28 protein-coding genes are annotated in these 24,498 nt (G+C 63.5%); 22 read left to right on the top strand and 6 right to left on the bottom strand.

What is annotated here, in order from left to right; genetic code table 11:
- The 5 genes from RCI06_RS10780 to RCI06_RS10760 all read left to right on the top strand — a co-directional run.
- Positions 1–671: ComF family protein (locus tag RCI06_RS10780; protein ID WP_306576068.1), on the top strand; the 671-nt coding region annotated here is incomplete at its 5' end.
- A 71-nt stretch (positions 672–742) separates the two neighbouring features.
- A complete protein-coding gene (locus tag RCI06_RS10775; RefSeq protein ID WP_101549326.1) occupies positions 743–1,759 on the top strand; it encodes a rod shape-determining protein in 1,017 nt (338 codons plus the stop codon).
- Between the two features lie 71 nt (positions 1,760–1,830).
- Entirely contained in the window at positions 1,831–2,013 is a 183-nt protein-coding gene (locus tag RCI06_RS10770; protein WP_101549328.1) for a spore coat protein, read from the top strand.
- Positions 2,014–2,021: 8 nt separating this feature from the next.
- Positions 2,022–2,285, top strand: coding sequence for a spore coat protein (locus RCI06_RS10765; protein WP_121586947.1), 264 nt, complete (start codon positions 2,022–2,024; stop codon positions 2,283–2,285).
- 141 nt (positions 2,286–2,426) lie between these two features.
- The gene (locus RCI06_RS10760; protein ID WP_306576066.1) at positions 2,427–2,633 is read left to right on the top strand and encodes a YlcI/YnfO family protein; all 207 of its coding nucleotides are present in this window, start codon (positions 2,427–2,429) and stop codon (positions 2,631–2,633) included.
- A 431-nt stretch (positions 2,634–3,064) separates the two neighbouring features.
- Here RCI06_RS10760 and RCI06_RS10755 read toward each other — a convergent pair whose 3' ends face one another.
- Positions 3,065–3,958, bottom strand: coding sequence for a mechanosensitive ion channel family protein (locus tag RCI06_RS10755; protein ID WP_121586946.1), 894 nt, complete (start codon positions 3,956–3,958; stop codon positions 3,065–3,067).
- Between the two features lie 11 nt (positions 3,959–3,969).
- Entirely contained in the window at positions 3,970–4,821 is an 852-nt protein-coding gene (locus RCI06_RS10750) for an AraC family transcriptional regulator (protein ID WP_101549337.1), read from the bottom strand.
- A gap of 210 nt (positions 4,822–5,031) precedes the next feature.
- On the opposite strand from RCI06_RS10750, the gene RCI06_RS10745 reads away from it, so the two are divergent.
- The 6 genes from RCI06_RS10745 to RCI06_RS10720 all read left to right on the top strand — a co-directional run bounded on the left by RCI06_RS10745 (position 5,032) and on the right by RCI06_RS10720 (position 12,105).
- The gene (locus RCI06_RS10745) at positions 5,032–6,312 is read left to right on the top strand and encodes a galactokinase family protein (RefSeq protein WP_276873132.1); all 1,281 of its coding nucleotides are present in this window, start codon (positions 5,032–5,034) and stop codon (positions 6,310–6,312) included.
- A gap of 58 nt (positions 6,313–6,370) precedes the next feature.
- On the top strand, positions 6,371–7,345 hold the full coding sequence (gene galT / locus RCI06_RS10740) for a galactose-1-phosphate uridylyltransferase (protein ID WP_101549341.1): 975 nt from the start codon (positions 6,371–6,373) through the stop codon (positions 7,343–7,345).
- A gap of 228 nt (positions 7,346–7,573) precedes the next feature.
- Positions 7,574–8,041 (top strand): OadG family transporter subunit, encoded by a 468-nt coding sequence (locus RCI06_RS10735; RefSeq protein ID WP_101549343.1) that lies wholly within the window; start codon positions 7,574–7,576, stop codon positions 8,039–8,041.
- Between the two features lie 19 nt (positions 8,042–8,060).
- Positions 8,061–9,239, top strand: coding sequence for a sodium ion-translocating decarboxylase subunit beta (locus RCI06_RS10730; RefSeq protein WP_101549345.1), 1,179 nt, complete (start codon positions 8,061–8,063; stop codon positions 9,237–9,239).
- 136 nt (positions 9,240–9,375) lie between these two features.
- Positions 9,376–11,739 carry an ATP-dependent helicase gene (locus RCI06_RS10725; RefSeq protein ID WP_306576064.1) on the top strand — a complete coding sequence of 788 codons (2,364 nt, stop codon included), beginning with the start codon at positions 9,376–9,378 and terminating at the stop codon, positions 11,737–11,739.
- Between the two features lie 141 nt (positions 11,740–11,880).
- A complete protein-coding gene (locus tag RCI06_RS10720) occupies positions 11,881–12,105 on the top strand; it encodes a hypothetical protein (RefSeq protein ID WP_101549350.1) in 225 nt (74 codons plus the stop codon).
- Positions 12,106–12,202: 97 nt separating this feature from the next.
- Here the strand turns inward: RCI06_RS10720 and RCI06_RS10715 are convergent, their stop codons facing one another.
- Genes RCI06_RS10715 through RCI06_RS10705 form a run of 3 tightly spaced genes read right to left on the bottom strand, consistent with a single transcriptional unit; the run spans position 12,203 to position 13,372 of the window.
- Positions 12,203–12,409 carry a hypothetical protein gene (locus tag RCI06_RS10715; protein WP_101549352.1) on the bottom strand — a complete coding sequence of 69 codons (207 nt, stop codon included), beginning with the start codon at positions 12,407–12,409 and terminating at the stop codon, positions 12,203–12,205.
- Between the two features lies 1 nt (position 12,410).
- Positions 12,411–13,064: an N-acetylmuramoyl-L-alanine amidase gene (locus RCI06_RS10710; protein WP_306576070.1), complete on the bottom strand. Its 654-nt coding sequence runs from the start codon at positions 13,062–13,064 to the stop codon at positions 12,411–12,413.
- A 2-nt stretch (positions 13,065–13,066) separates the two neighbouring features.
- Positions 13,067–13,372, bottom strand: a complete 306-nt coding sequence (locus tag RCI06_RS10705) for a phage holin (protein ID WP_306576063.1) — start codon at positions 13,370–13,372, stop codon at positions 13,067–13,069.
- A 287-nt stretch (positions 13,373–13,659) separates the two neighbouring features.
- Here RCI06_RS10705 and RCI06_RS10700 point away from each other — a divergent pair, with 287 nt between their 5' ends.
- The 7 genes from RCI06_RS10700 (at position 13,660) to RCI06_RS10670 (ending at position 19,032) form a co-directional block, all read left to right on the top strand.
- Complete coding sequence (locus tag RCI06_RS10700; RefSeq protein WP_101549358.1) at positions 13,660–14,454, top strand: hypothetical protein; 795 nt, start codon at positions 13,660–13,662, stop codon at positions 14,452–14,454.
- A gap of 109 nt (positions 14,455–14,563) precedes the next feature.
- A complete protein-coding gene (gene thyX / locus RCI06_RS10695; protein ID WP_306576061.1) occupies positions 14,564–15,355 on the top strand; it encodes an FAD-dependent thymidylate synthase in 792 nt (263 codons plus the stop codon).
- Complete coding sequence (locus RCI06_RS10690) at positions 15,352–16,023, top strand: thymidylate kinase (protein ID WP_101549362.1); 672 nt, start codon at positions 15,352–15,354, stop codon at positions 16,021–16,023. The genes thyX and RCI06_RS10690 overlap by 4 nt, the downstream gene beginning before the upstream one ends.
- Positions 16,024–16,026: 3 nt before the next feature.
- Positions 16,027–16,941, top strand: a complete 915-nt coding sequence (locus RCI06_RS10685) for a DUF2156 domain-containing protein (RefSeq protein ID WP_306576059.1) — start codon at positions 16,027–16,029, stop codon at positions 16,939–16,941.
- A 4-nt stretch (positions 16,942–16,945) separates the two neighbouring features.
- Entirely contained in the window at positions 16,946–17,821 is an 876-nt protein-coding gene (locus RCI06_RS10680) for a GNAT family N-acetyltransferase (RefSeq protein WP_101549366.1), read from the top strand.
- Between the two features lie 63 nt (positions 17,822–17,884).
- Positions 17,885–18,430: a DJ-1 family glyoxalase III gene (locus RCI06_RS10675; RefSeq protein WP_306576056.1), complete on the top strand. Its 546-nt coding sequence runs from the start codon at positions 17,885–17,887 to the stop codon at positions 18,428–18,430.
- Positions 18,418–19,032, top strand: a complete 615-nt coding sequence (locus tag RCI06_RS10670; RefSeq protein ID WP_306576054.1) for a 5-formyltetrahydrofolate cyclo-ligase — start codon at positions 18,418–18,420, stop codon at positions 19,030–19,032. The genes RCI06_RS10675 and RCI06_RS10670 overlap by 13 nt, the downstream gene beginning before the upstream one ends.
- 91 nt (positions 19,033–19,123) lie before the next feature.
- Here RCI06_RS10670 and RCI06_RS10665 read toward each other — a convergent pair whose 3' ends face one another.
- On the bottom strand, positions 19,124–19,276 hold the full coding sequence (locus RCI06_RS10665) for a hypothetical protein (RefSeq protein WP_276873254.1): 153 nt from the start codon (positions 19,274–19,276) through the stop codon (positions 19,124–19,126).
- A 241-nt stretch (positions 19,277–19,517) separates the two neighbouring features.
- Between RCI06_RS10665 and mltG the strand changes: the two genes are divergently transcribed.
- The 4 genes from mltG (at position 19,518) to RCI06_RS10645 (ending at position 24,421) form a co-directional block, all read left to right on the top strand.
- Complete coding sequence (gene mltG / locus RCI06_RS10660) at positions 19,518–21,056, top strand: endolytic transglycosylase MltG (RefSeq protein WP_306576052.1); 1,539 nt, start codon at positions 19,518–19,520, stop codon at positions 21,054–21,056.
- Between the two features lie 14 nt (positions 21,057–21,070).
- Entirely contained in the window at positions 21,071–22,291 is a 1,221-nt protein-coding gene (locus tag RCI06_RS10655; protein WP_306576050.1) for a U32 family peptidase, read from the top strand.
- Between the two features lie 229 nt (positions 22,292–22,520).
- Positions 22,521–23,267 carry a YebC/PmpR family DNA-binding transcriptional regulator gene (locus RCI06_RS10650; RefSeq protein WP_101549376.1) on the top strand — a complete coding sequence of 249 codons (747 nt, stop codon included), beginning with the start codon at positions 22,521–22,523 and terminating at the stop codon, positions 23,265–23,267.
- Positions 23,268–23,569: 302 nt separating this feature from the next.
- The gene (locus tag RCI06_RS10645; protein WP_306576048.1) at positions 23,570–24,421 is read left to right on the top strand and encodes a tyrosine-type recombinase/integrase; all 852 of its coding nucleotides are present in this window, start codon (positions 23,570–23,572) and stop codon (positions 24,419–24,421) included.
- Positions 24,422–24,498 lie beyond the last annotated feature (77 nt).

The raw sequence follows: 24,498 nt of genomic DNA, 5'->3' as shown, positions 1-24,498 counted from the left end.
GCGGGCGGGTGCTCGCGGGGGAGGGGTGGCTCTGCGGGGAGTGCGGTCTGCCCGAGACGGCGGGGGAGGCCTGCCCCGGCTGCGGCAAGCGGCTGGACCGGTGCGTCTGCGAGGCGTCCGGCCCGGTCTGTGACGGCGTGTCCGCGGCGCTCTGGTATGAGGGCGGCGTGCGCCGGGGCATCCACCGGTACAAATACAGCGGGCGCAGCTATTACGCGCCCTTCCTCGCGGCGCTGATGGCAAAGCGGGTGCGCGGCGACTTTGGGGACGGGGCGTTCGACCTCGTCACCTGGGTGCCGCTGCACCGCAAAAAGTTCCGCCGGCGCGGGTTCTGCCAGACCGAGCTGCTGGCGCGGGAGCTTTCCCGGCGGCTGGGCGCGCCCGCCAAAGGCGGGCTCCTGGCCCATACGGGAAAGGGCGGCGCGCAGGCGCGGCAGGAGGGCGCCGCCGCACGGGAGCACAACGCGCGGGAGGCATTCTCCCTCTGCCGGGGCGCGGCGCTCAAGGGGGAGCGGGTGCTGCTCGTGGACGACGTGCTCACGACGGGCGCGACGGCCCGCCGATGCGCGGAGCTTCTCAAAAAGGCGGGCGCGGGGGAGGTCCGCCTCACCGTGGCGGCCACGACGCCCGCCGGGCAGAGGAAAATGGCGGCAAATGGCGGGCGGCGTTGAATTCTGCTGTAAATTGTTGTATAATGGTGCGGTAATGAATCGGGCGGGGCCCGTCAGGGGGACAAAATCGTATGAATTCAATCGACATCGGGATCGACCTGGGAACGGCGACGGTACTCGTCTATAACGGCGCGCACGGCATCGTGCTGCGGGAGCCCTCGGTCGTGGCGATCAACACCCGCACCGGGGACGTGCTCAGCGTGGGGGACGAGGCGCACGACATGCTGGGCAAGACGCCCGCGAAGATCACCGCCATCCGCCCGCTGGAGGACGGGGTCATCTCCGACTACAAGATGACCGAGGCGATGATCAAATACTTCATGAAAAAGGCCTGTCCCAACAATATGATGAAACCGCGGGTGGCGCTCTGCGTGCCCTCGCTCATCACTGGCGTGGAGGCGCAGGCGGCGGTCGACGCCGCCGTGCAGGCGGGCGCGCGCAGCGTCTACCTGATCGAGGAGCCGGTCGCGGCGGCGATCGGCGCGGGTATCGACATCTCGCGGCCGAACGGCAACCTCATCCTCGACATCGGCGGCGGCACGAGCGACATCGCGGTGCTCTCCCTCAACGGCATCGTCTGCAAAACGTCGATCAAGCTGGCGGGGGACAAGTTCAACGCCGCGATCATCAAATACATGCGTTCCCGCTACAACGTCCTGCTCGGCGAGCGGATGGCCGAGCGGGTCAAGATCGCGATCGCGAGCGTCGACCGCGACGCGGAGGACGCGTCCTATGAAGTGAAGGGCCGCCACCTTGCGACCGGACTGCCGACCAAGGTGCTGCTCACCCGGAAGGAACTCTATCCGGTGATGGTCGAGCTGGTGGACGAGATCCGCGCGGCGGTCCATTCGGTCGTCGAACGCACGCCGCCCGAGCTTGTCGGGGACATCTTCACCAACGGCATGGTCATGACCGGCGGCGGCGCGATGCTCCACGGCATGGATGTCTATATGTCCCGCGAGCTCAAGATGCCGGTGCGCCTCGCGGAAAACCCCGTCGAATGCGTCGCGGTCGGCACCGGGCTTTCCTTCCAGTATATCGACCAGCTCGTGGACGGGTTTGTAGCTTCCTCCACCCACCGCCACTGAGCGGCCAATCGTATATTTGCCTCCTTTGGTTGGAATACTTTAGGTATCCCAATTGAAGGAGGTTGTTTTTTATGCCTTTGACGTCCAAAGAGCTTTCCGCCATCGAGGACCAGCTCGGCGTGGAACAGACGCTCGTCAAAAAGTTCGCGCTTTATGCCCAGATGACCACCGACCCGCAGCTCAAGACCCAGTTTGAACAGAACTCCGCGAAACACCAAAACCATTATGACCGGCTGCTCCAGCAGCTGGGTTAGGAGGGCGTATGAACCAGCAGAAACCGTTCGGCGACCGTGAAATGATGGAGGACGTGCTTTCGAGCCAGAAATTCGTCACCGAGGGCTACAACACCTTCGCGAACGAATGCGCGTCGCCAGCCGTCATGAGCGAGCTTATGAACATCCTCAATGAGGAACACCAGATCCAGCACGAGGTCTTCGACGAGATGGTCAAGCGCGGCTGGTACCAGACCGAGCCCGCCCCGCAGAAGAAGATCGACCAGTGCAAGCAGCAGCACGCGCAGGGCTAAATGAAAACAAAACGAAGGAACGGACGCTGATCGGTGTCCGTTCCTTTTATATGGCCGTCCAGATAATGGGTCAGGCCTTCCGCTGGGCGGCCGTCCCTGCAAGACAATTTCAGGTGTAAAAATGAGGTGTAGAAAATACATATGGAAGGCCGTACAATAAGCATGGTGATTGCAATGTTCCAGATTACGAGGCCGGAGTATATCAGCAAAACCTTCAGGCTCCCCAAAGAACTGCTTCGGCAGATGGAAGAGACTGCTCAGCGGCAGGGAGTTTCCCTGAACAGCCTGGTGGTTCAGTGCTGTGATTACGCCCTGAGGAATCTGGAACGGGAAACGTCGCCCGAGTGAGAGCCGGAACCCTTCCGTCAGGAAAGGTCCTTGGGGAAACGGATGCAATAGACGACGGGAGGCTGACGGCAAGGGCCCCACAGGGCGAAGCCCTGCGGGGCCCTCAATACCCGCGAGATGGGATGCAAGAGGTTCCTCTTGCAAAATGAGGTGTAGAATTTTTATTCGGGGGCGGCTATAATCGAATAGGTGATGGAAGTGTTTCAGATAACAAAACCGGAACATGTCAACAAGACGTTCCGTATTCCCAAAAAAATACTCCAGGAATTGGAGAAGATTGCGCAGGAGCAGGGGATATCATTGAACAGGCTGGTAATCCGCTGTTGCGAATATGCTTTGGGGGAACTGAAACAAGAATCATGACAAATGTATGCAGTCGGACAAAGAGGACCGCAGGGGCATTGCCCCTGCGGTCCTTTCCTTTAAATGAATCAGTTTTGCCCCCCCGTCCGGTGCAGATGAACGTCCATCTGGTTGTAGGGGATCGAGATGCCTTCCGCGTCAAACCGGCGCTTGACCTCCTCGAGCAGGTCAAAGTTGAGCGTCCAGTAGTCGGGTGTGTCCACCCATACGCGGCAGGCGATCTTGATCGCGGAGTCGCCGTGCTCGGACATGCGGACGACCGGCTCGGGATCCCGGTGCGCAAGGGGGTTGTCGCCGAGCGCGCCGCGGATAATCCGCTTGGCCTTCTCAAAATCGTCGCCGTAGCCGATCGAAAAGACGAGGTCGAGGCGGCGGGTCGGCTCATAGGTGAAGTTGACGATCTCCGCCTTGGCCACGTCGCCGTTGGGGATGTGCACGACCTTGTTGTCGAAGGTCTTCAGGATCGTGTAGTTGAGGCGGATCTCCTGGATGGTGCCCTCGTTGCCGTTGATGCGGACATAGTCGCCGAGCGCGAAGGGCTTGGTAAAGAGCACCGACATGCCGCCCGCGAGGTTCGCGAGGGAGTCCTTGACGGCCAGCGAGACCGCCAGGCCGAAGACGCCGAAGAGGGCGATGAGCGACCCGGCGGCGGAGGGGGCGAGCACGGTGACGACGATGATGCCGAGCACGATATAGAGCACCGCGCAGATGATTGAAACGATGAAATTATGCAGGGTGGGGTCGAGCTTGGAGCGCTTAAGCATTTTGCGGGAGAAGGAGCAGATCCAGCGCACAAGCAGGATGCCGGCCGCGAGGATGATGAGCGCCGTCAGCAGGCGGGGGGCGAAGTCGAGAAATTTGTGCCACAGGTAGTTCCACCGGGTGTCGGAGGGCATGCTGGTGAGGGCGTTCACCACCTCCTGAATCTCGGAGGCGGCGGAGGAGGTGTCGATGGTTTCCATGAGGGCTCCTTTCAATCCGCCTTCCCGGCGTGGGAGGCGGATTTTTTGATGTACGAGGAGGGGGATACGCCGGTGATCTTTTTAAACACGCGGGAGAAGTAGAGGGAGTCGTCGTAGCCGACCGACGCGGCGACCGCCGAGACGGGCAGGGAGGAACGCTCGATCAGTTCCACCGCCTGGGAGATGCGGAACTTGGTCAGGTATTCGTTGGGGGAGGTGCCGATATGCCGCATGAACACCCGGTAGAGGTGGCTTCGGCTGATGCCGACCGAGGCGGCGATGTCGCTGACGTCGATCGAGCCGGAGTAGTTGTGCGCGATGAACCGGATGGCGCTCTCGACATATTCGAGCGAAAGTCCGGCGGCGGGCGCGGGCGCGCCCGGCTGCTCGGTGAGCAGCGCGAGGAAGAGGTAGAGCAGGCCGATGGCGCGCAGCTCGCTGGCAGGGGTGGTGCCGGAGGCGCGGTAGATGCCGGTGATGGCGCTCTCGATGGCGGCCGGGTCCTCAAAGCGGACGACCGGCTTTTCGCGGGTGAAGGGGGTCTGGGCCATCAGCAGCTTGGCCTCCGCGCCGTTGAAGCCCACCCAGCAGTATTCCCACGGGTCTGCGTCGTCCGCGCGGTAGGTCACGATGACCGAGGGGTAGACGATGAAAGTGTCGCCCGCGCCCACCTCATGGGTGACGCCGCCGGCGGTGTAGCTGCCGCGCCCGGAGATGACGTGGTGCACGAGAAAGTGGTCCCGCAGGCCGGGCCCCCAGGTGTGGGAGGGCTCGCACTGCTGCACGCCGGCGTTATAGATGGCGATGGGCAGGCTTTCGCGCGTTTTGGTCTTATAGGAGTGTTTGAAGATACCGTCTGCCATTGGAAGGCCCCCTTTATTTTGCGTCTCCTAATTAGTATAATCAAAAAGGCGATTTACTGCAACAATCGTCCATAAAAATGGGACTTTTTTGTGTTGAAATTCCGTACAATTTGCGTTAAGCTAAAATTACAGATATTGAGAGGGCCCCGCGCGCGGCGGGGCCCCATCGGAAACGGACCGGCGACACGACAAAACGATGGAGGAAATGGTATGAAGACACAGGAGATGCGATCCAGGATCACTTCCGGCGGGTTGGACCGGGCGTTCGACTATCTCTACAGCGAAAAGGCGCCGCTCCAGCGGGAACGCTATGAGGCCGCGGTGGGGGAGTTTGAAAAGCTCTTCGGCGCGGGCCGGGAGGTCGGGCTCTTCAGCGCCCCGGGGCGCACCGAGGTGGGCGGCAACCACACCGACCACCAGCAGGGACGGGTGCTGGCCGCAGGCGTCAACCTCGACGTGATCGCGGTGGCCGGCAGGAACGACGACAACGTCATCCGCATTCAGTCGGCGGGCTTCCCGATGGACACCATCGACCTCTCCGACGTGTCGGTGCGGGAGTGTGAAAAGAACACCGCCGCCTCCCTCATCCGCGGCGTGGCCGCCAAGTTTGCCGCCCTCGGCTACCGCATCGGCGGCTTCGACGCGTACACCACCTCCAGCGTGCTCAAGGGCTCCGGCCTCTCCTCGTCGGCCGCGTTCGAGACGATCGTCGGCACGATGCTCAACTGCCTCTACGCGGGCGGTGCGGCGACCCCGGTGCAGATCGCCCAGATCGGCCAGTACGCCGAAAACGCCTATTTCGGCAAGCCGAGCGGCCTCATGGACCAGATGGGCTGCTCGGTGGGCGGCTTCATCACGATCGACTTTCAAAACCCGGAGAAGCCCGTCGTTGAAAAGGTGGACTTCGACTTCGCCCATTCGGGCTACAAGCTTTGCGTCGTCGACACGGGCGGCAACCACGCCGACCTCACCGGCGACTACGCCGCCGCGCCGGTCGAGATGCGCGCGGTGGCGGAGGCGCTCGGCGGGAAGGTGCTGCGCGACGTCGCGCCGGAGACCTTCTACGCGGCGCTGCCCGCGCTGCGCGGCAAGTGCACCGACCGCGCCCTGCTGCGCGCCTTCCACTTCTACGCGGACAACGACCGGGTGCCCAGGCAGGTCGCCGCGCTCAGGGCGGGCGACTTTGAGGAATTCAAGCGCCTTGTAATCGAGAGCGGGCGCTCCTCCTACATGTACCTGCAAAACGTCTACACCTGCAAGAACCCCGACGAGCAGGGCCTCTCCCTCGCGCTCGCGATGAGCGAGCACCTGCTGGCCGGCCGCGGCGCGTGGCGCGTCCACGGCGGCGGCTTCGCCGGGACCATCCAGGCGTTCGTCCCCGAGGACCTGCTCGACGGCTACAAGGCCGCGATGGAGGCGGTGTTCGGCGCGAACCACTGCCACGTGCTCTCCATCCGCCCGGTCGGCGGAGTGGACCTCTGCGCCCTGTAAGGCGCGCCCGGTTAACAGGAAACGACACACCGATCAGATACATACAGGAGGAATCAGAATGGCTGAATTAAGATGGCATCCCCTGACACAGGACTGGGTCATGATCGCTTCCCATCGGCAGGCGCGCCCGCAGATGCCCAAGGACTGGTGCCCCTTCTGCCCGGGCTCGGGCAAGGTGCCGGACCACTACGACGTGCTCGAATACGACAACGACTTCCCGGCGCTGAGCCAGACGCCCCCCGAGCCGGACGACGTGGCGAACGACTTCTTCAAAACCGCGCCCGCCTACGGCAAATGCGAGGTCATCCTCTATTCGCCCGGGCACACGACGACGGTCCCCGAACTGTCGGACGACCATATGGCGAAGCTGGTCGACCTGTGGTGCGAGCGGTTTGAAAAGCTCTCGCAGGACGAAAAGATCAAATACGTCTTCATCTTTGAAAACCGCGGTGAGGCGGTGGGCGTCACGATGCCCCATCCGCACGGCCAGATCTACGGCTACTCCTTCGTGCCCAAGAAGCTCCAGCTCGAGCTCAAATCGTCGGGCGAATACTACGCCGAAAAGGGCAGATGCCTCTTCTGCGACATGCTCGCCGAGGAGCAAAAGTTCGGCCAGCGGGTGATCTTCCAGAACGAGCACTTTACCGTCTTCCTGCCCTTCTTCACCGAGTACCCCTACGGCGTGTACATCTTCGCCAACTCCCACAAGTCGAACCTCCTCGAGTTCACCCCCGGGGAGCGCCGTTCGCTTGCCGTCACCATCAAGCACACGGTCGGCATGCTCGACAGCCTCTTCGGCTACAAGTTCCCCTATATGATGTGTATGCACAACGCCCCGGTGAACGGCCCGGACGTGAAGGACAGCTACCACTTCCACATCGAATTTTTCCCGCCGATGCGCAGCGCGGACAAGGTCAAATTCAACGCCTCGAGCGAAACGGGCGCGTGGGCGCACTGCAACCCGACCCGTCCCGAGGAGACCGCCGCCGAGCTTCGCGAGGCGTACGGGCGGTATATGGACACCCTCAAATAAGCGCTTGTGGAGCTCCCACAAAGCGGCCGCCCGGGAGGACGGCCGCTTTGTCTTTTTGGGCGGGGGAGATGGATTTTTCATGAAATGTTTGTTAAAATTTTTTCAAAATTGCGGCGTAAAGGCGTTGCAAATACCCGCAAGATATAGTATACTTAGTTCTGGTTTCGATTTTTTGTAGAAACCAATTTCCTGTATCATTTTACCAAATATATAGCAAGGAGAATGGGCATGAATATTGATTTTACCCTTGCGGGCGCAGTCATCATCACGGGTCTGGTGGTCGTCTTTGTGGCGCTGATCGGTCTTTCGCTGATCGTCTGGCTGATCGGAAAGCTCTTCGTCTCCACCGGCCTGGGCTCGCCGAAGAAACCGGCGCAGCCCGCCGCGGCCCCCAAGCCCGCCGCACCGGCGGCACCCAAGGCGGCCCCGCAGCAGGCGGCGGCCCCGGCTCCGGCGCCCGCCGCGCCGGCGGCTCCGGCTCCGGCCTCCACCATGGTGATCCAGCCGATCGTCGAGGAGGGTATCGGAGACGATATCATCGCGGTGATCTCGGCGGCGGTCGCCTCGATGTTCGGCGGCGGCGAAAGCGGCCAGCCCGCGGCCGAGGGCGGCTTTGTCCTGCGCAGCATCCGCCGCGCACGGGAGCGCACCTCCTGGGCGCAGGCCGGCATGATGCAGAACACCCAACCTTTTTGATTGACGGAGGGCAGAGACAATGTTTGAAATTTTTGCGGACTCGGTCCAGACGATCGTGTCCAAGTCGGGCTTCCTGAACCTGACCGGCGGGCAGGCCCTGATGATTCTGGTTTCCTTCGTGCTCATGTACCTTGCAATCCGCAAGGGCTTCGAGCCGCTGCTGCTGCTGCCGATCGCGTTCGGTATGCTGCTGACCAACCTGCCGATGGCGGGAATGTACCACCCTGAAATCTTCATCAACGACACCGGGCATATCGCGTGGGAGATGCTCGCCAACGGCGGCGGCCTGCTCGACTACCTCTACCTCGGCGTCAAGCTCGGCATCTACCCGCCGCTGATCTTCCTCGGCGTCGGCTGCATGACCGACTTCGGTCCGCTGATCGCGAACCCGAAGAGCTTCCTCATGGGCGCGGCCGCCCAGCTCGGCATCTTCCTCGCCTTCTTCGGCGCGCTGGCGCTCGGCTTTACTCCCGCCGAGGCCGGCTCGATCGGCATCATCGGCGGCGCCGACGGCCCGACGGCGATCTTTACGACGACCCAGCTGGCTCCGCACCTGCTCGGCTCGGTGGCCATCGCGGCCTACTCCTATATGGCGCTGGTCCCGATCATCCAGCCGCCCATTATGAAGCTGCTCACCACCAAGAAGGCGCGCGCCGTCCGGATGGAGCAGCTGCGCCCTGTCTCCAAGCTCGAGAAGATCGTCTTCCCGATCCTCGTTGCGATCCTGGTATCCTTCCTCGTTCCCGACACCGCCCCGCTGATCGGCATGCTCATGCTCGGAAACCTCTTCCGTGAGTCGGGCGTGGTCGACCGCCTCAACAAGACGGCGCAGAACGAGCTGATGAACATCGTCACCATCTTTCTCGGCGTCACCGTCGGCGCGACGGCGAGCGCGGAGCGGTTCCTCACCCCGCAGACCCTCGGCATCATCGTCCTCGGCCTCATCGCGTTCGCGTTCGGTACCGCGGGCGGCGTGCTGCTCGGCGACCTGATGTACGTCCTCTCGGGCGGCAAGATCAACCCGCTGATCGGTTCCGCCGGCGTGTCGGCCGTCCCGATGGCGGCGCGCGTCTCGCAGAAGGTCGGCCAGAAGGAGAACCCGACCAACTTCCTGCTCATGCATGCGATGGGTCCGAACGTCGCCGGCGTTATCGGCTCCGCCGTGGCCGCGGGCGTCCTGCTCTCCATCCTCAAGTAATGTTCGATATCGATAAAAAGGCGGCCCATGCGGGCCGCCTTTTTTACGTTCCCACGGGTCGGGAAATGTGGTATACTGTAGTTGCCGCGGGCGCGGAACGCGCCCGGCCAAACAACGGAATGTGTGGGGAAACGCAATGGATTTATCGCTGAAAGACCGGTACACAGCGGCGCGTCGCCGCATCATCGACGACTTCTTTTCCCGGATGAACCCGATGCAGAAGCAGGCGGTCTACACGCTGAACGGCCCGGTGCTGATCCTGGCGGGCGCGGGCAGCGGGAAGACGACGGTCATCATCAACCGCATCGCGAACATGGTGCTCTTCGGGGACGCCTATCACAGCACCTGGATGCCCGAGCAGGTCACGGCGGAGGACGTCGCCTTCCTCGAGGAGTACGCCGACGGGGAGAGCTGGGACTCCGACCGCGCCTTTACGCTCATCCGCAGCCACACCGTCATGCCCTGGAACATCCTCGCGATCACCTTTACCAACAAGGCCGCCGGGGAGCTGCGGGAGCGGCTTTCGGCGATGCTCGGGCGGACGGCGGACGACGTGGGCGCCTCGACCTTCCATTCGGCGTGCGTGCGCATCCTGCGGCGCGAGATCGAGCGGCTCGGTTACGGGCGCAGCTTTGCGATCTACGACACCGACGACTCGCTGCGGGTGATCAAGGGCGCGCTCAAGGAGCTCAACATCGACGACAAGCGATTCGCCCCCAAGGGGGTGCTCTCCGCGATCGGCCGCGCGAAGGACGAGCTCCTGACCCCCGACGGCTACGAGGCCGGCGTGGGGGACGACTACTACAAGCAGGTCGTCGCCAAGGTGTACGCGATCTACCAGAAGCAGCTCCAGGACGCCAACGCGGTCGACTTCGACGACATCATCATGCTGACGGTGCGGCTCTTCAAGGAGTTCCCCGAGGCGCTCGACTACTACCGCAACCGCTTCCGCTACATCATGGTGGACGAGTACCAGGACACCAACCGCGCGCAGTTCGAGCTCGTGCGGCTGCTCGCCTCCGAGAGCGGGAACCTCTGCGTCGTCGGCGACGACGACCAGAGCATCTATAAATTCCGCGGCGCGACGATCGAAAACATCCTCCAGTTCGAGGACAACTTCCCCGGCGCGAAGGTCTTCCGGCTGGAACAGAACTACCGCAGCACCGAAACGATCCTCGACGCGGCCAACGCGGTCATCTCGAACAACACCGAGCGCAAGGGCAAGACCCTCTGGACCCAGAACGGGGAGGGGGTCAAGGTGCGGGTGCACCGCGCCGCCGACGAAAACGGGGAGGCGCAGTTCATCTGCGACACGATTCAGGCCAACGTGCAGGCGGGCGCGAAGTATTCCGACCATGTGGTGCTCTACCGCATGAACGCCCAGTCGCAGATGCTCGAGCGCGGCATGGTCAAGGCGGGCATCCCCTACCGTATCATCGGCGGGCTGCGCTTCTACGAGCGCAAGGAGATCAAGGATATCGTCTCCTATCTGAGCGTGCTGAGCAACCGGTCGGATTCGCTGCGGCTGCGGCGGATCATCAACGAGCCCAAGCGGAAGATCGGAGACAGCACGGTCAACGCGGTGGCGGAGATCGCCGCCGGGACGGGCGCGGCGATGTTCGACGTGCTCGAGCACGCGGACGAATACGCCTCCCTCGGGCGCAAGACCGCCGACCTCATGGCGTTCGCGGCGATGATGCGCGGGCTGATGGAGGCGGCGGACACGCTGCCGCTGGGCGAATTGCTCGACGAGCTGCTCGACCGGACGGGCTACCTTGCGATGCTCCAAGCGGAGGGCTTTGAGGGCCAGACGCGGATCGAGAATATCGAGGAGCTCAAGAGCACGATGAACCGCTATGAGGAGGAGAACGCCGAGCACTCCCTCTCCGGCTTTCTGGAGGAGATCTCCCTCTACACCGACATCGACAAATACGACCCGAACGACGACGCGGTGGTGCTGATGACGATGCACTCGGCCAAGGGGCTCGAGTTCGACAACGTCTTCATCGCGGGCGCGGAGGAGGGGATCTTCCCGGGCGTGCAGGCGATGTACGACCCCGCGCAGGTGGAGGAGGAGCGGCGGCTCGCCTACGTGTCGATCACCCGCGCCAAAAAGCAGCTCTACATCTCCGACGCGGCGCAGCGGATGCTCTTCGGGCAGACGATGCGCAACCGCCCCTCGCGGTTTTTGGCGGAGATTCCGCCGGAGCTGTGCGAGTCGGAGGACGAGACGCTGCTCCGCCGCCAGCAGGCGGCCGCCATGCCGGCGAAAAAGCCCCGCTACTCCGAGAGCGACCGGATGCTGGGGGTGGGCCGCCAGCCCGCGCCCGACGAGGGCTTCGACCTGCGGCCGGGGGACGGGGTCACACACAAGGTGTTCGGCGGCGGCATGGTGATCTCGGTCACGCCGATGGGCAACGACCACCTTGTGGAGGTGGCGTTCGACGGTGTCGGAACCAAGAAGGTTATGGCGAAATTCGCCCGCCTGAAGAAAATTTAACGGGTTTTTTGGTCGAATGTTCACGATTTGTTAAAAACGCCCTTCTCCGATTCGACAGATTCCGCCAATTACAGAGCGTATAATGTAATTGCAGCGAACGAAAGATAACGCTGTCGAAAAAAGTCAAGGACGGGATAACAGATGAACGCAATCAAAAAATGGATCCTCGCGGTCCAAATCGAGAACAGGTGGAAAAAGATCGGGAACAACCGCAGGAAGATGGGCGCTCTGCTGGAAAACGGCGAGCCCTACAGCTCTCCCGCGCTTGTCCGGCTGGACGGTGAGACCGCCCTGCTCGGCTACCAGGCCAGGCAGATGGAGCGGCGCTACCGGGAGCTGATGGGCGATTCGCTGGTGAGCGCCTGAACGGGTACATATGGTTCAATGAAGAAAAAACCGGGGCCGCGTAAAACGCGGCCCCGGTTTTTTGCCGGGCGGGGGAGGGAGGAGACCGCTCCCCGCCTTATGAAAAGATCAGGTTGAGCAGGACCGGGACGAGGCACCCGCCGATCGCGGCGAGGATGCCGAGGATCAGGTTGAGCTTGGTCTTGATGACGGCGAAGCTCACCTCGCCGTCCCCGAGCCGCTCGTCGTATTCCCGGAACTTCCCGTCGACCTTCTGTTCCAGCGCGCGCAGCGATTCGCACGGCTGGTTCTTTGAGCAGTCCATCTCACACCCCCAGTCTGCGGCGCGCATTTTCGAGCGCCGCGGCCAATTCGTCGAGCGCGGCCCGGACCGTCTCCCGCGCCGGGTCCCGCGGCGCGTCCCCGGCCGCGGAGGCGCGGTAGGCGATCCCCACCGCCCGGCAGAGCCCCCGCGCGGCCGCCTCGGCGTACTGCGGGAGATAGCGGTCGAACAGGGTGTTGTCCTCTTCGTTGGTGAGGAAGCCCAGCTCGAGCAGCGCGGAAGCCATGACGGTGCCCGTGTTGACGCCGAAATCCCGGTAGTTCTGCGGGGTCCCCTTGCGCACCCCCCGGTCCCGCACCGGCGTAACGGCGAGCAGCTCGGTCAGGATGTCCTGCGCCTTCTGCACGGTCGGCCAGTCGGCGCCGCTGTGCACCCACAGGCCCACGCCGCGCGCGGAGGGGCCCGCTGCGTCGCGGTGGAGGCTCAAGAAGTAGGCGCAGCCCGCCTCGTTGGCGATGCGGCAGCGTTCGGCGATCGGCAGGGCCGCGTCCGAATCGCGGGTGAGCACCACGCCGAGCCCCTGCGCCTCCAGCAGAGGCTTGAGGGCGCACGCGAGGCGCAGGACGTCGTCCTTTTCGTACCGGCTTTTGAGCACTGCGCCGGGGTCGGCGCCGCCGTGCCCCGGGTCAAGGCAGATTTTTACGATCGCGCTTCCCTCCCATCCGTCCGGCGGTCCCGGCGCGGGGCCGCGTAGGTCATCGCGAGGCGGCTGTCCCCGACGCCCGCGGTGGTCGGGTCGACCACCGCGTTAAAGACGCTCACGAGCACCGACACCACGACGACGGGGTTCTGCACGGCGCGCACAAAGAGCGCCCCGAGTGCGGCCCAGCGCGTCATGTCCTCCCACGAGAGGCCGAAATAGGCGAGGATGGGCAGCAGTACGGCACATGCGACCTGCGCCCACCAGAGCGGATTCTGGAACCGCACGGCCCAATTGATTTTCATCAGATTCCCCCTTCTTGATTGGTTTCATCGTTCCCTGCAATTTTATTGTACCACAACCTATGGTTGTTATCAAGAAAACGGCCCTCCCAAACAGGGGAAAAACGCCGGTTTACGCCGAAGGGGGAGATAATCCGGACAGCCCAAAAGCGCGGGAAGGGTAAATTGACGGATGTCTTTTGGCATGATAAAATAGGGATGGAACGAAAATTTCTCTGCCGATGCACAAAAAGACGAATCGCTCATAAAATGTATTGAGTACAGCTCAAAACATAACTAGGAGGATTCATATGGCAGAGCAAAGAACAGCTCCTGTTACCGCGACCGGAGCAAACTGTTTCAAGGAAGCAGTATGCATAGATGCCGGCAGGATCTATGATTCCTGCACCGATAAGGACTGCCTGACGGATTTGCAGGTATTCTTTACTGACCGCGCCCAGCCGGTGATCGACAGCGCGATGAGCATCAAATGCAAAGACGTGGAAATCATCACCGTCTACCTCGACGTCGAGCCGGTGCCCTTCAACAAGGGCTTCTACTCGGTCGATCTCACCTTCTTCTTCAAAGTGACGGTCAGCGCCTACACCTCCCCGGTGGCCCCTCCGGCCAATGTGGTGGGAATCGCGGCCTTCTCCAAGAAGGTCATCCTCTACGGCTCCGACGGGAACGTCAAGGTCTACAACTCGACCGACCCGCGCGGCGGCATCGACCACGACAACACCAACATGCCCAAGGCGAGCGTCCATGTGGTCGACCCGATGTGCCTCGACAGCAAGCTGGTCGAGTGCGGCTGCGGCCGTGCGTTTGAGTCCGGCGTGACCCTGCCCGGTTCGATCTGCAACCTGTTCGACGGCGACTTCGCGGTCTGCAAGCCGGAAAAGGTGGTACTTATCACGATCGGGCTGTTCACCATCGTCCAGCTCGAGCGCAGCGTGCAGATGATGATCCCGGCCTACGACTACGCGGTGCCGGATAAGGAGAGCACGAGCAATTCCACCGAGGACCCCTGCGAGGTCTTCCGCAAGATCAAATTCCCCCTCAACCAGTTTTTCCCGCCGAAGCTCTCCGAAGCGGATCAGCTTTAAACCGAAAACCCGGCGACGGATATCGTCCGGCGCGGGCGGATGAACCCCTGTGAAGCGGGGCTCCGCCCCGCCGGACGCGGACGTTTTTTTAAAAACAGGAGGATGCGCAATGCCAAAGGTACAGCCCAAAGTCACCCTTTTAAGCCATACCCCCAACCCGGAAAAGACGGTCGCCTCGGCGGCCAAGCTGTGCTATTCCTCGGCGTCCCTCGGCGATCTGATGGACAACCTCACCGAGGAAAAGGCGTCCGATTTCGTGCAGATGCTGGCGGAGATCGGCCATGAGAGCCCGATCGAGCACGCGAGCTTCACCTTCGGCATCGAAGGGGTCTCGCGCGCCTTCCTCGCGCAGATCACCCGCCACCGCATGGCCTCCTACAGCGTGCAGAGCCAGCGGTACGTGCGGGAGAAGGCGTTCGACTACGTCCTGCCGCCCGAGATCGAGGCGGACGACGAGGCGCTCTCCGAGTTCGAGGAGGCGATGGAGGCGGCGCAGGAGAGCTACGACCGCATCGCCGCGATCCTCAAAAAACGCCGCGCCGCCGCGCTCGTCGCGGAGGGTATGGAGGAGAAGGAAGCCGCCAAAAAGGCGGAGAAGCTGGCGATCGAGGACGCCCGCTTCGTGCTGCCCAACGCGTGCGACACCAAGATGATCGTCACGATGAACGCGCGCAGCCTCTATAACTTCTTCGCACACCGCTGCTGCAACCGCGCCCAGTGGGAGATCCGGGAGGTCGCCGACCAGATGCTCGCGCTCGTGAGCGCGGTCGCGCCGACCCTCTTTTCGGGCGCGGGGCCGTCCTGCTGCCGCGGCGGCTGCCGCGAGGGCAAGATGAGCTGTGGAAAGCCGCAGGAGGTGCGCGGGCACATCGCGAAGCTCAAGCAGGGGGGACGGGCGTGACCGGCAGGCTGATCGTCATCGACGGGCTGGACGGCTCGGGCAAGCAGACGCAGGCAAAGCTCCTCTGCGACCGGCTGCGCCGGGAGAACGTGCCGGTGCGCGCGGTGAGCTTCCCCGACTACGCCGAGCCGTCGTCGGCGCTCGTCAAGATGTACCTTTCGGGCGAATTCGGACAGGCCGACGACGTCGGCCCCTACGCCGCGAGCAGCTTTTACGCGGTCGACCGCTACGCGAGCTACCAGCGGTTCTGGAAGGCGGACTACCTTTCGGGGCATACTATTGTCGCCGACCGCTACGCGACCTCCAATCTCATCCACCAGATGTCCAAGCTGCCCCCCGATGAATGGCCCGCCTTCCACGCGTGGATGGAGGACTTTGAATACGGGAAGCTCGGCCTCCCGCGTCCCGACGCGGTCGTCTACCTGGACATGCATCCCGACGTTTCGCGGGCGCTGCTGTCGGGCCGCTACCACGGGGACGAGTCGAAGCGGGACATCCACGAGGCGAATTTCGCCTATATGCGGCGGTGCCGCGTCTGCGCGCTCTACGCCGCCGAACACTTCGGCTGGCGGGTGGTGCGCTGCTCGGACGAGCGCCGCGCCTTCCCGGTCGAGGAGATCGCCGAGGAGGTCCGGCGGGCGGTCAACCCAACAGAAAGGTCCTTATAAGCTATGCCGGATTTCAGAAGAATCACCCTTGCGGACAAGGAATGGATCGACCCGCTGCTCCGGATGGGGAACCTGAGGGGCAGCGAATACACCTTTACCAACAATTTCATCTACCGCACGATCTACCACATCGAGGTCGCGCGGATGAACGACTACTACCTCGTGCGCTCCCACCGGGAGGGCGGCGCGTACTCCTACCTCTACCCGGCGGGCAGCGGCGACCTCAGGCCGGCCGTCGACGCGCTCGTCGCGGACGCGGCGGAGCTCGGGGTCCCCTTCCACATGAACGGCGTTCCCCGCGAGGGGACCGCCGCGCTGGAGGCCCTCTTTCCCGGGCGGTTTGCCTTTTCGGAGGCGCGCGACAACTTCGACTACCTCTACGAGAGTGAAAAGCTCATCACCCTGTCGGGCAAAAAGCTGCACGGCAAACGGAATTTCGTCAACCGCTTTCTGGCGGAGAACGAGGGCCGCTGGGCCTATGAGGCGGTCACGCCCGAAAATTTGCCCGAATGCTGGCGGATGAATGTGGCGTGGTGCGCGGAGAACGGCTGCGGCGAGGATCCGAGCTTGGCGGAGGAGACCTGCGCGGTCAAAAACTGCTTCGACAACTTTACCGCGCTGGGGCTCCGGGGCGGGCTGCTCCGGCTGGACGGCGGGGTGATCGCCTATACGATGGGCCTGCCGCTCAATTCGGACACCTTCATCGTGCACATCGAAAAGGCGTTTGCGTCGATCGCGGGCGCCTATCCGATGATCAATCAGCAGTTCGCCGCGCACAACTGCGCGGATTACAAATATGTCAACCGGGAGGACGACGTGGGGGACGAGGGGCTGCGCAAGGCGAAGCTCTCCTACAGGCCCGCCATCCTCCTCGAAAAGTTTGAAGCCGTGCTGAAAGAACCCTCGGGCGGGAGGTGACGGTATGATCCGGTTTGCGGAGGAAGGAATGCGCGCCCGGCTGAAAGAGCTGTGGCGCGAATGCTTCGGCGACAGCAACGAGTATGTCGACCTCTATTTCGCGAGCCACGACATCGCGCGGCACACGATGGTCTTCATGGACGGGGAGAACCCCGTCTCGATGCTCTCGCTGCTGCCGATGACGGTGGTGACGCGGGCGGGCATCCTGCCCGCGCGGTACGTCTACGCGGTGGCGACCAAGGAGAGCTACCGCGGGCGGGGGATCAGCACGCGGATGCTCGAGGCGGCCCACAGGGTGCTGCGCGCCGAGGGGGTCAAGCTGTCGGTGCTCGTGCCCTCGAGCGCCGCGCTCTACAACTTCTACGGCAAGCGCGGGTTCGACACTGAGTTCTATTCCGGGCTGGCGGTCGTCGGGCGGGAGGAGATCGCGCCCTTTGCGGGCAGCTTTTTCATCAGCGAGGCCGACCCCCTGGAGTTTATGCAGATCCGCGAGCGGGCGTTCGCCGGGCGCACGATGTTCGTGCGCTGGGACGGCGACGCGCTCGCCTACCGGATGACCGAGACGGCCTTTGGCGGCGGCGAGACGCTGGCGATCACGATCGGCGACGCGCGGGCTATCGCCGTCTGCCACATGGAGGGCGGCAGGGTGAACGTCAAGGAGCTCGCGCTCGACGGGATGGCCGCCGGCACGGCGCTCTCGGTGCTCCAGCACAAGTTCGGCGCCGACGAGTACCACCTGCGCCTGCCGCTCGACCTCGACTGCCCCTATCCGCTCGAGCGGGTGCCGGCGGGCGTAACCTGCTGGTACGACCCCGAGGCGCGCGAGCGGGTGTTCGGCGGCGGGGGCGGGGCGCCCTACCTAAACCTGGTGCTCGACTGAACGCGCCGCCCGCCGGGCGGCGGTACACAACGAATCAAAAATGCGATCGAGGTGCTGACAAAGATGATCTATGTATTTCTGGCCGATGGATTTGAAACGGTCGAGGCGCTCGCCGTCGTCGACGTGCTGCGGCGCGCCAAGCTGGAGGTGCGCACGGCGGGGGTGGGCGGCAGGACCGTCACGAGCGCGCACGGCGTGCCCGTCGTGTGCGACGTCACCGCCGGCGAGGTGGACAGGGAGGCGATGGAGCTGCTCTTTTTGCCGGGCGGCATCCCCGGAACCCCCAACCTCGAGGCGAGCGGAGAGGTGCAGGACTGCATCACCTACGCCGCCGAACACGACAGGTGGATCGCCGCCATCTGCGCGGCGCCCTCGATCCTGGGCCACCGCGGCCTGCTTGAGGGGCGCACGGCGACCTCCTTCCCGACCTTCCAGAAGGAGCTGCGCGGCGCGAATATCCCGGCGGACGCCTACGTCTGCGTGGACGGCAGGTACGTCACCGGGCGGGGCATGGGCGTGGCCGTGGAGTTCGGGCTCAAGCTCGTCGAGCTGCTCGCCGGGAAAGAGGCGTCCGACGCCATCCGCGGGTCGATCCAATGCAGGGAATAGACATCCGGCCGCTCAAAATGCGGCTGCGCGGGGAGATCAAGGCGTGGCGGCGGGCGCTGGAGCCCGGCTGGAAGGCGGCCGCGGATGAAAAGATCTGTGCCCGGGTGCTCGCGCTGCGGGAATACGCGGCGTGCTCCACCCTGCTGACCTATGTCTCGCTGCCCATCGAGGTGGACACGCTGCGTCTCATCTCCCACGCCTTCGCGGACGGCAAAAAGGTGGCCGCGCCCCGCTGCGTCGAGGGCACCCACGAGATGGAATTCTACGAAATTTCCTCGATGGACGACCTCGCGCGCCAGACCTTCGGGGTGCTCGAGCCGGTGCGGGAGCGGTGCCGCCGGCTCACCGACTTTTCGGGGAGCGTCTGCCTCGTGCCCGCGCTCGCCTACGACCGCGCCGGGTACCGGCTGGGGTACGGCGCGGGGTATTACGACCGGTTCCTGTCGGTCTATCCCGGCCCGAAGATCGGGCTGGTCTACGCGCAGAACCTGCGCAGGAGCCTGTGGAAGGGCCGGTACGACGTGCCGGTCGACCTGATCGTCACCGAGGCGCGCCTTTTTGTCCCGCAGGCGGCGGGGGCGGAACGCAAAAAAAAGAAATGACGGTTTCGGGCAAGCCCGAAACCGTCATTTTCGTTGCCCCCGCGCCGGGCGGGGAGGTGGTTACAGTCTGTCGATGTAGAGTCTGTTTGGATTAGCAGCAGCCGCCGCCGAACCCGCCCCAACCACAGAGGAGGATAATGATGATGATGATCCAGATCCAGCTGCCGTAGCCATAACCGAAACCGCCGTTTCCACCGCATCCACAGTTCTGCATGCCGCACCCGCAGCAATTGTTGTTACACATAAGTTGACACCTCGCTGTTGATGATTTGTTTCATACTATGTCTGAAGCGGCAAATGGGTTACATCAACCGGGAAGAGAAATTTTTTGCCGTCCGTCCGGGGCGCGCGGTGAAAAAATTTGTACGGGAAACTCGTTAAAAGATTTGATTATTATGCCGAATTGAGGTATTATATATTGTACATTGGGTTTTTCCGCCACAGGCCCGGGAAGGCTTCCCGCCGGGTGGAGGATAGGAGGACACATGAGCAACCGGGACGAGTTTGAAGACCTGATCAAGAACTTTAAGCTGGACGACGTCGAGGACCCCGCGCCCGCGCAGACGCCCCCGCCCCGCCGCCCCGCTTTTGACTTTGAAGAGGATAACCAGCGCTACAGCGCTTCCAGGGAACGCCGGCCGGCCGGCGCGGCGGCCGTGCAGGAACGCCCCGCGCGCCGGATGCAGCCCCCGCCCGAGTACCGCGCGCCCGCCGCGCAGGCGGGCGGCGCGGACGCCGTGCGCCCGAATACCGCGCGCAGGCGCGAATTCAAGGTGCAGATCGACGACGAGGAATTCTACGAGCCGTCGACCTCGTCGCCGCGCCCGCCGAGGAGCGGCGGAGGCGGCGGCCGGCGGTCGGGAGGCGGAGACGGCGGGGACCGCCATTCGGGCGGCGGCGCCGGCCGCTGGTTCAAGGCGCTGCTCGTGCTGGTCGTCGTGCTCGGGCTTTCGGTCTTTCTGGCGATGTTCGCGCTCCAAAGCGCGAGCGACATGTTCGGCCTCAATAAGCCGGAGGGCGAGGTGAGCTTCGAGCTGCCCGACGAGGACCTCTCGATCTCCGAGATCGCCTCGATGCTCCAGAAGGAGGGCATCGTCACCCAGCCGCTGACCTTCCGCCTCTACGCGACGCTCAAGAAGGTCTCCCCGGACTCCTTCTTCCCCGGCGACTACACCCTCAACACCAACATGAGCTACGATGAAATCTTCGTCGCCTTCCGTTCGGGCACCGGGCCGGAGCAGGTCACCCTCATCTTCTACGAGGGCTGGACCCTTTCGGATATCGCGGACAAGCTCGAGGAGAACGGCGTCTGCAAGAAGGAGGACCTCTTCCGCTACCTCGAGGAGAACGGCGCGGCGTTTGAGGAGAAATACCCCTTCCTGGCCGACATCCCCGACGACGCGAACCGCTACCGCCGCTACGAGGGCTATTTCTTCCCCGACACCTACGACTTCTACGTGGACGAGGATCTGGGCACCGTGGTGCAGAAGTTCTTCAACCGCTTTGACCAGATGGTCAACACCGACGAGCTCCAGCAGCAGATGAAGGCGCAGAACCTGACGCTCGACCAGGCGATCACGCTGGCGTCGGTCATCCAGAAGGAGGCGGGCCGCACCGACGACATGAAGATGGTCTCCTCCATCTTCCACAAGCGCCTCGAAAATCCCGCGCAGTTCCCGAAACTCCAGTCGGACGTGACGATCTTCTACGTCGAAAACGACATCAAGCCCTATCTTGAAAACCCGGACGATCCGGTCAATCAGCCGATGTACGACGCATACAATACCTATGTGTGCGACGGACTGCCCGTCGGGCCGATCTCCAACCCGGGCATCGACGCGATCAAGGCCGCGATCTATCCGCAGAACACCGACTACTACTACTTCCTCGCGGACAAGGACGGCAAGTTCTATTACGCGGCCACGATCGAGGAGCACGCGGCGAATATCGCGGCGGCCGGCATCGGGGTCGACCACGGCATCACGATGCCGGGCGAGGGCGGCGACAGCGAGCCGCAGCAGTAAAAAGGAGCGTTCCCTTGCAAAAGCCAGAACTACTCTCTCCGGCGGGCGGCCGGGAGCAGCTGGAAGCCGCCGTGCGCTTCGGCGCGGACGCGGTCTACCTGGGCTCCGGGCGGTTCAACATGCGCGCCGCGGCCTCCCTCGGGCCGGACGCGCTTGCCGGCGCGGTCTCCTTCGCGCATGAAAACGGCGTCCGCGTCTATCTCGTGTGCAATACCCTGCCCTCCTGCGAGGAGGCGGACGCGCTGCCGGACTTTTTAAGCGCGGCGCGTTCGGCGGGCGTGGACGCGCTCATCGCCGCCGACCTCGGCGTGATGGCGCTCGCGCGCCGCATCGTTCCGGAAATCCCGCTGCACGTCTCCACCCAGGCGGGGGTCGTCAACCACCTGACCGCGTCCGCGCTCCATGAGTTCGGCGCCTCCCGCGTCGTGCTGGCGCGCGAGCTTTCGCTCGCGGAGATCCGCCGCATCCGGGAGAATACCCCGCCCGGGCTCGAGCTCGAGGCGTTCGTCCACGGCGCGATGTGCATGTCGGTGTCGGGGCGCTGCCTGCTCAGCAGCTACCTCACCGGCCGGGACGCCAACCGCGGCGCCTGCGCGCAGCCCTGCCGCTGGCGTTACCGCCTCGTGGAGGAGAAACGCCCCGGCCGGTACTTTCCCATCGGGGAGGACGGGCGGGGCAGCTACATTCTCAACGCGAACGACCTGTGCATGATCGAACACGTCGGCGAACTGGCGGAAGCGGGCGTCTCCTCCTTCAAGATCGAGGGGCGCGCAAAATCGTCCTACTACACCGCGTCGGTCACCGCCGCCTACCGGGCGGCGCTCGACGCGTGGATGCAGAGGGGGGAGCCTCCGCCCTGGGCCCTCGAAGAGGTGGGGAAGGTGAGCCACCGGCCCTATTCGACCGGCTTCTATTTCGGCGCGCCCGGCCAGAACGCCGCATTCGGCGGTTCCCTGTGCGGCTGGGAGGTGCTCGCGATGGCGGAGGGCTGGTCGGACGGCGTGCTCGAAGTGAGCCTGCGCAACCGCTTTTCACGCGGCGAGGAGGCGGAGCTGCTGCTTCCGCGTGAGAGCCCGCGCCCCCTTTCCGTCACGGCGGTCGAGGACGTCGGGGAGGGCGCCGTGGAGACGGCCTGCCACCCGATGCGGCGTTACCGCATCCCCTGCCCGTTTCCCGTGCCGCCCGGCGCTTGGCTGCGCCGGAGGGTTGCGGGGGAGAACGAGGGAACGGGATGATTTGACGGCCGTGCCCATCTCCGCACAGGATATCATCAAACGTTTTGCCGGCTTTTTCAAAAGCCGCGGGTGAGGCGAAAGCCGGAGGCTTTCGCCGGGGGCGGAGCCCTTGACCCGGGCCCGCAGGCCCTGCCGTAAGCGATTTTTCTTTGGTTCTTTCTTTTTCAGGAAAAAAGAAAGAATGGGTGTAACACCGCCAAACCATGATTTCAAAGAGAGGTTGAAGGATATGTCCGGACATTCCAAATGGGCAAACATCAAACGCAAAAAGGAAAAGACCGACGGCGCGCGCGCGAAAATCTTTACGAAGATCGGGCGCGAGATCACCGTTGCGGCGCGCGAAGGCGGAGCCGACCCGGCGAACAACTCCAAGCTGGCGACGCTGATTGCGAAGGCGAAGGCGAACAACGTCCCGAACGACAACATCGAGCGCCTGCTCAAAAAGGCGGGGGACAGCAAGGAGGACTACGAGGAGATTACATACGAGGGTTACGGTCCTTCGGGTGTGGCGGTCATCGTGGAAACCCTCACCGACAACCGCAACCGCACGGCGGGCGATCTGCGCCACTACTTCGACAAATGCGGCGGCAACCTCGGCCAGAACGGGAGCGTCTCCTTCCTGTTTGAAAAGAAGGGCGTCATCGTCATCGACAACGAGGAGGGCAAATACGACGAGGAAAAGGTCATGGACGACTGCTTCGAGTGCGGGGCGGCCGACTATGACTACAGCTCCGACGACGTGATCGAGATCTACACCGAGCCCAACGACGTGGCGAAGGTGGCGGGCGCGCTCGAGCAGATGGGCTACACCTACGATTCCGCCGAGGTCGAGTACATTCCGATGACCAAGGTGAAGATCGACGACGAGGAGCTCGCCCAGAAGATGGAGAAGCTGCTCGACATGTTCGACGACAACGACGACGTGCAGAACGTCTACCACAACTGGGACCAGCCGGAGGAGCCCGACGAGGACTGACCGGCCAGGAGCGGAAATAACGAAACAGCGGGCGCGGCATCTGCCGCGCCCGCTGTTTTTGCGCGCCGGGAAGGAAAATTCAGGAGGCGGGAAAATCCCGGAATCCCCGGGTCCTTCCCGCGATTCGGCCAGATGCTGGGAACCGCCTTCCAGACTCTGGTTCACGGCGCGAAATTAGGTGGAAAGCAACAAAAATGCGCCAAAAATTTCAGTGGAAATTATAGTTCCGGAACTTCCGTGCGCATGCTAAACTCCCGGAAAAAATGAGTATACTTATGGCAACCACGGAAGGAGAGAAGCATATGAGCAATGTCAAACAGCTGGAAAAGGCGGAGGTCGACGGCTTCCTGAGGAACCTCTATCTCGAGGAGCGCAGCGAAAACACCGTCAGCAAATACCGCCGGGATATCGCGCGCTTCGGCCGGTTCCTGGCGGAGGGCCGGGCGCTGGACAGGGAGGCGGTGGTGGCCTACAAGCGCTATCTGGTCGGCGAGGGCTATAAGGCGTCCTCCGTCAATTCCATGCTGGCGGCCGTCAACGCCCTGCTGTCCTACCTGGGCCTTCCCGACTGCCGGGTGCGGCTGTTAAAAATCCAGCGTCAGGCGTTCCGGGACCGGTCGCGCGAATTGCAGAAGGCGGACTACCTGCGCCTGCTTGAGACCGCGCGCAGCCGGAAAAAGCCGCGCGCCGAGGCGCTGCTGCAAACCCTGTGCGGCGTCGGGATCCGCGTCAGCGAGCTGCCCTTCATCACGAAGGAGGCGGTGCTGGAGGGCCGGGCGGCCATCCGCTGCAAGGGGAAATGCCGGGTCGTGCCCCTGCCCGACCGCCTCCGGCGAATCCTCCTGCGCTACTGCGGGGAGCGGGGGATCACGTCGGGCCCGGTCTTCGTCACCCGCAGCGGCAGGCCCATGCACCGGTCGACCGTCTGGCGCACGGTGAAAAGCCTCAGCGCGGACGCGAAGGTGCAGCCGCGAAAGGTCTATCCCCACAACCTGCGCCACCTGTTCGCCTGCACCTATTACCGGCAGAGCCGGGACATCGCCGGACTGGCGGCCCTTTTGGGCCACGCCAGCACCGAAACCACCCGGATCTACACGGCGACGAACGAGACGGAGTACGCCGGCCTCATCAACCGGCTGGGCCTTGTGCCCTGAGAAAAGGCCCGGGAAACAAAAAGCAACATAATGCGTATTATGTTGCAAACCGGGCCGAAAAATGGTCATATCAGGCA

Origin of the sequence: Anaerotruncus massiliensis (ex Togo et al. 2026), from assembly GCF_030825285.1 — a bacterium.
In the GTDB taxonomy this organism is placed as follows: Bacteria; Bacillota; Clostridia; order Oscillospirales; family Ruminococcaceae; genus Anaerotruncus; species Anaerotruncus massiliensis.
Note: the sequence above shows the minus strand (reverse complement) of the source record. Positions and strands in the feature narration are given on the sequence as shown.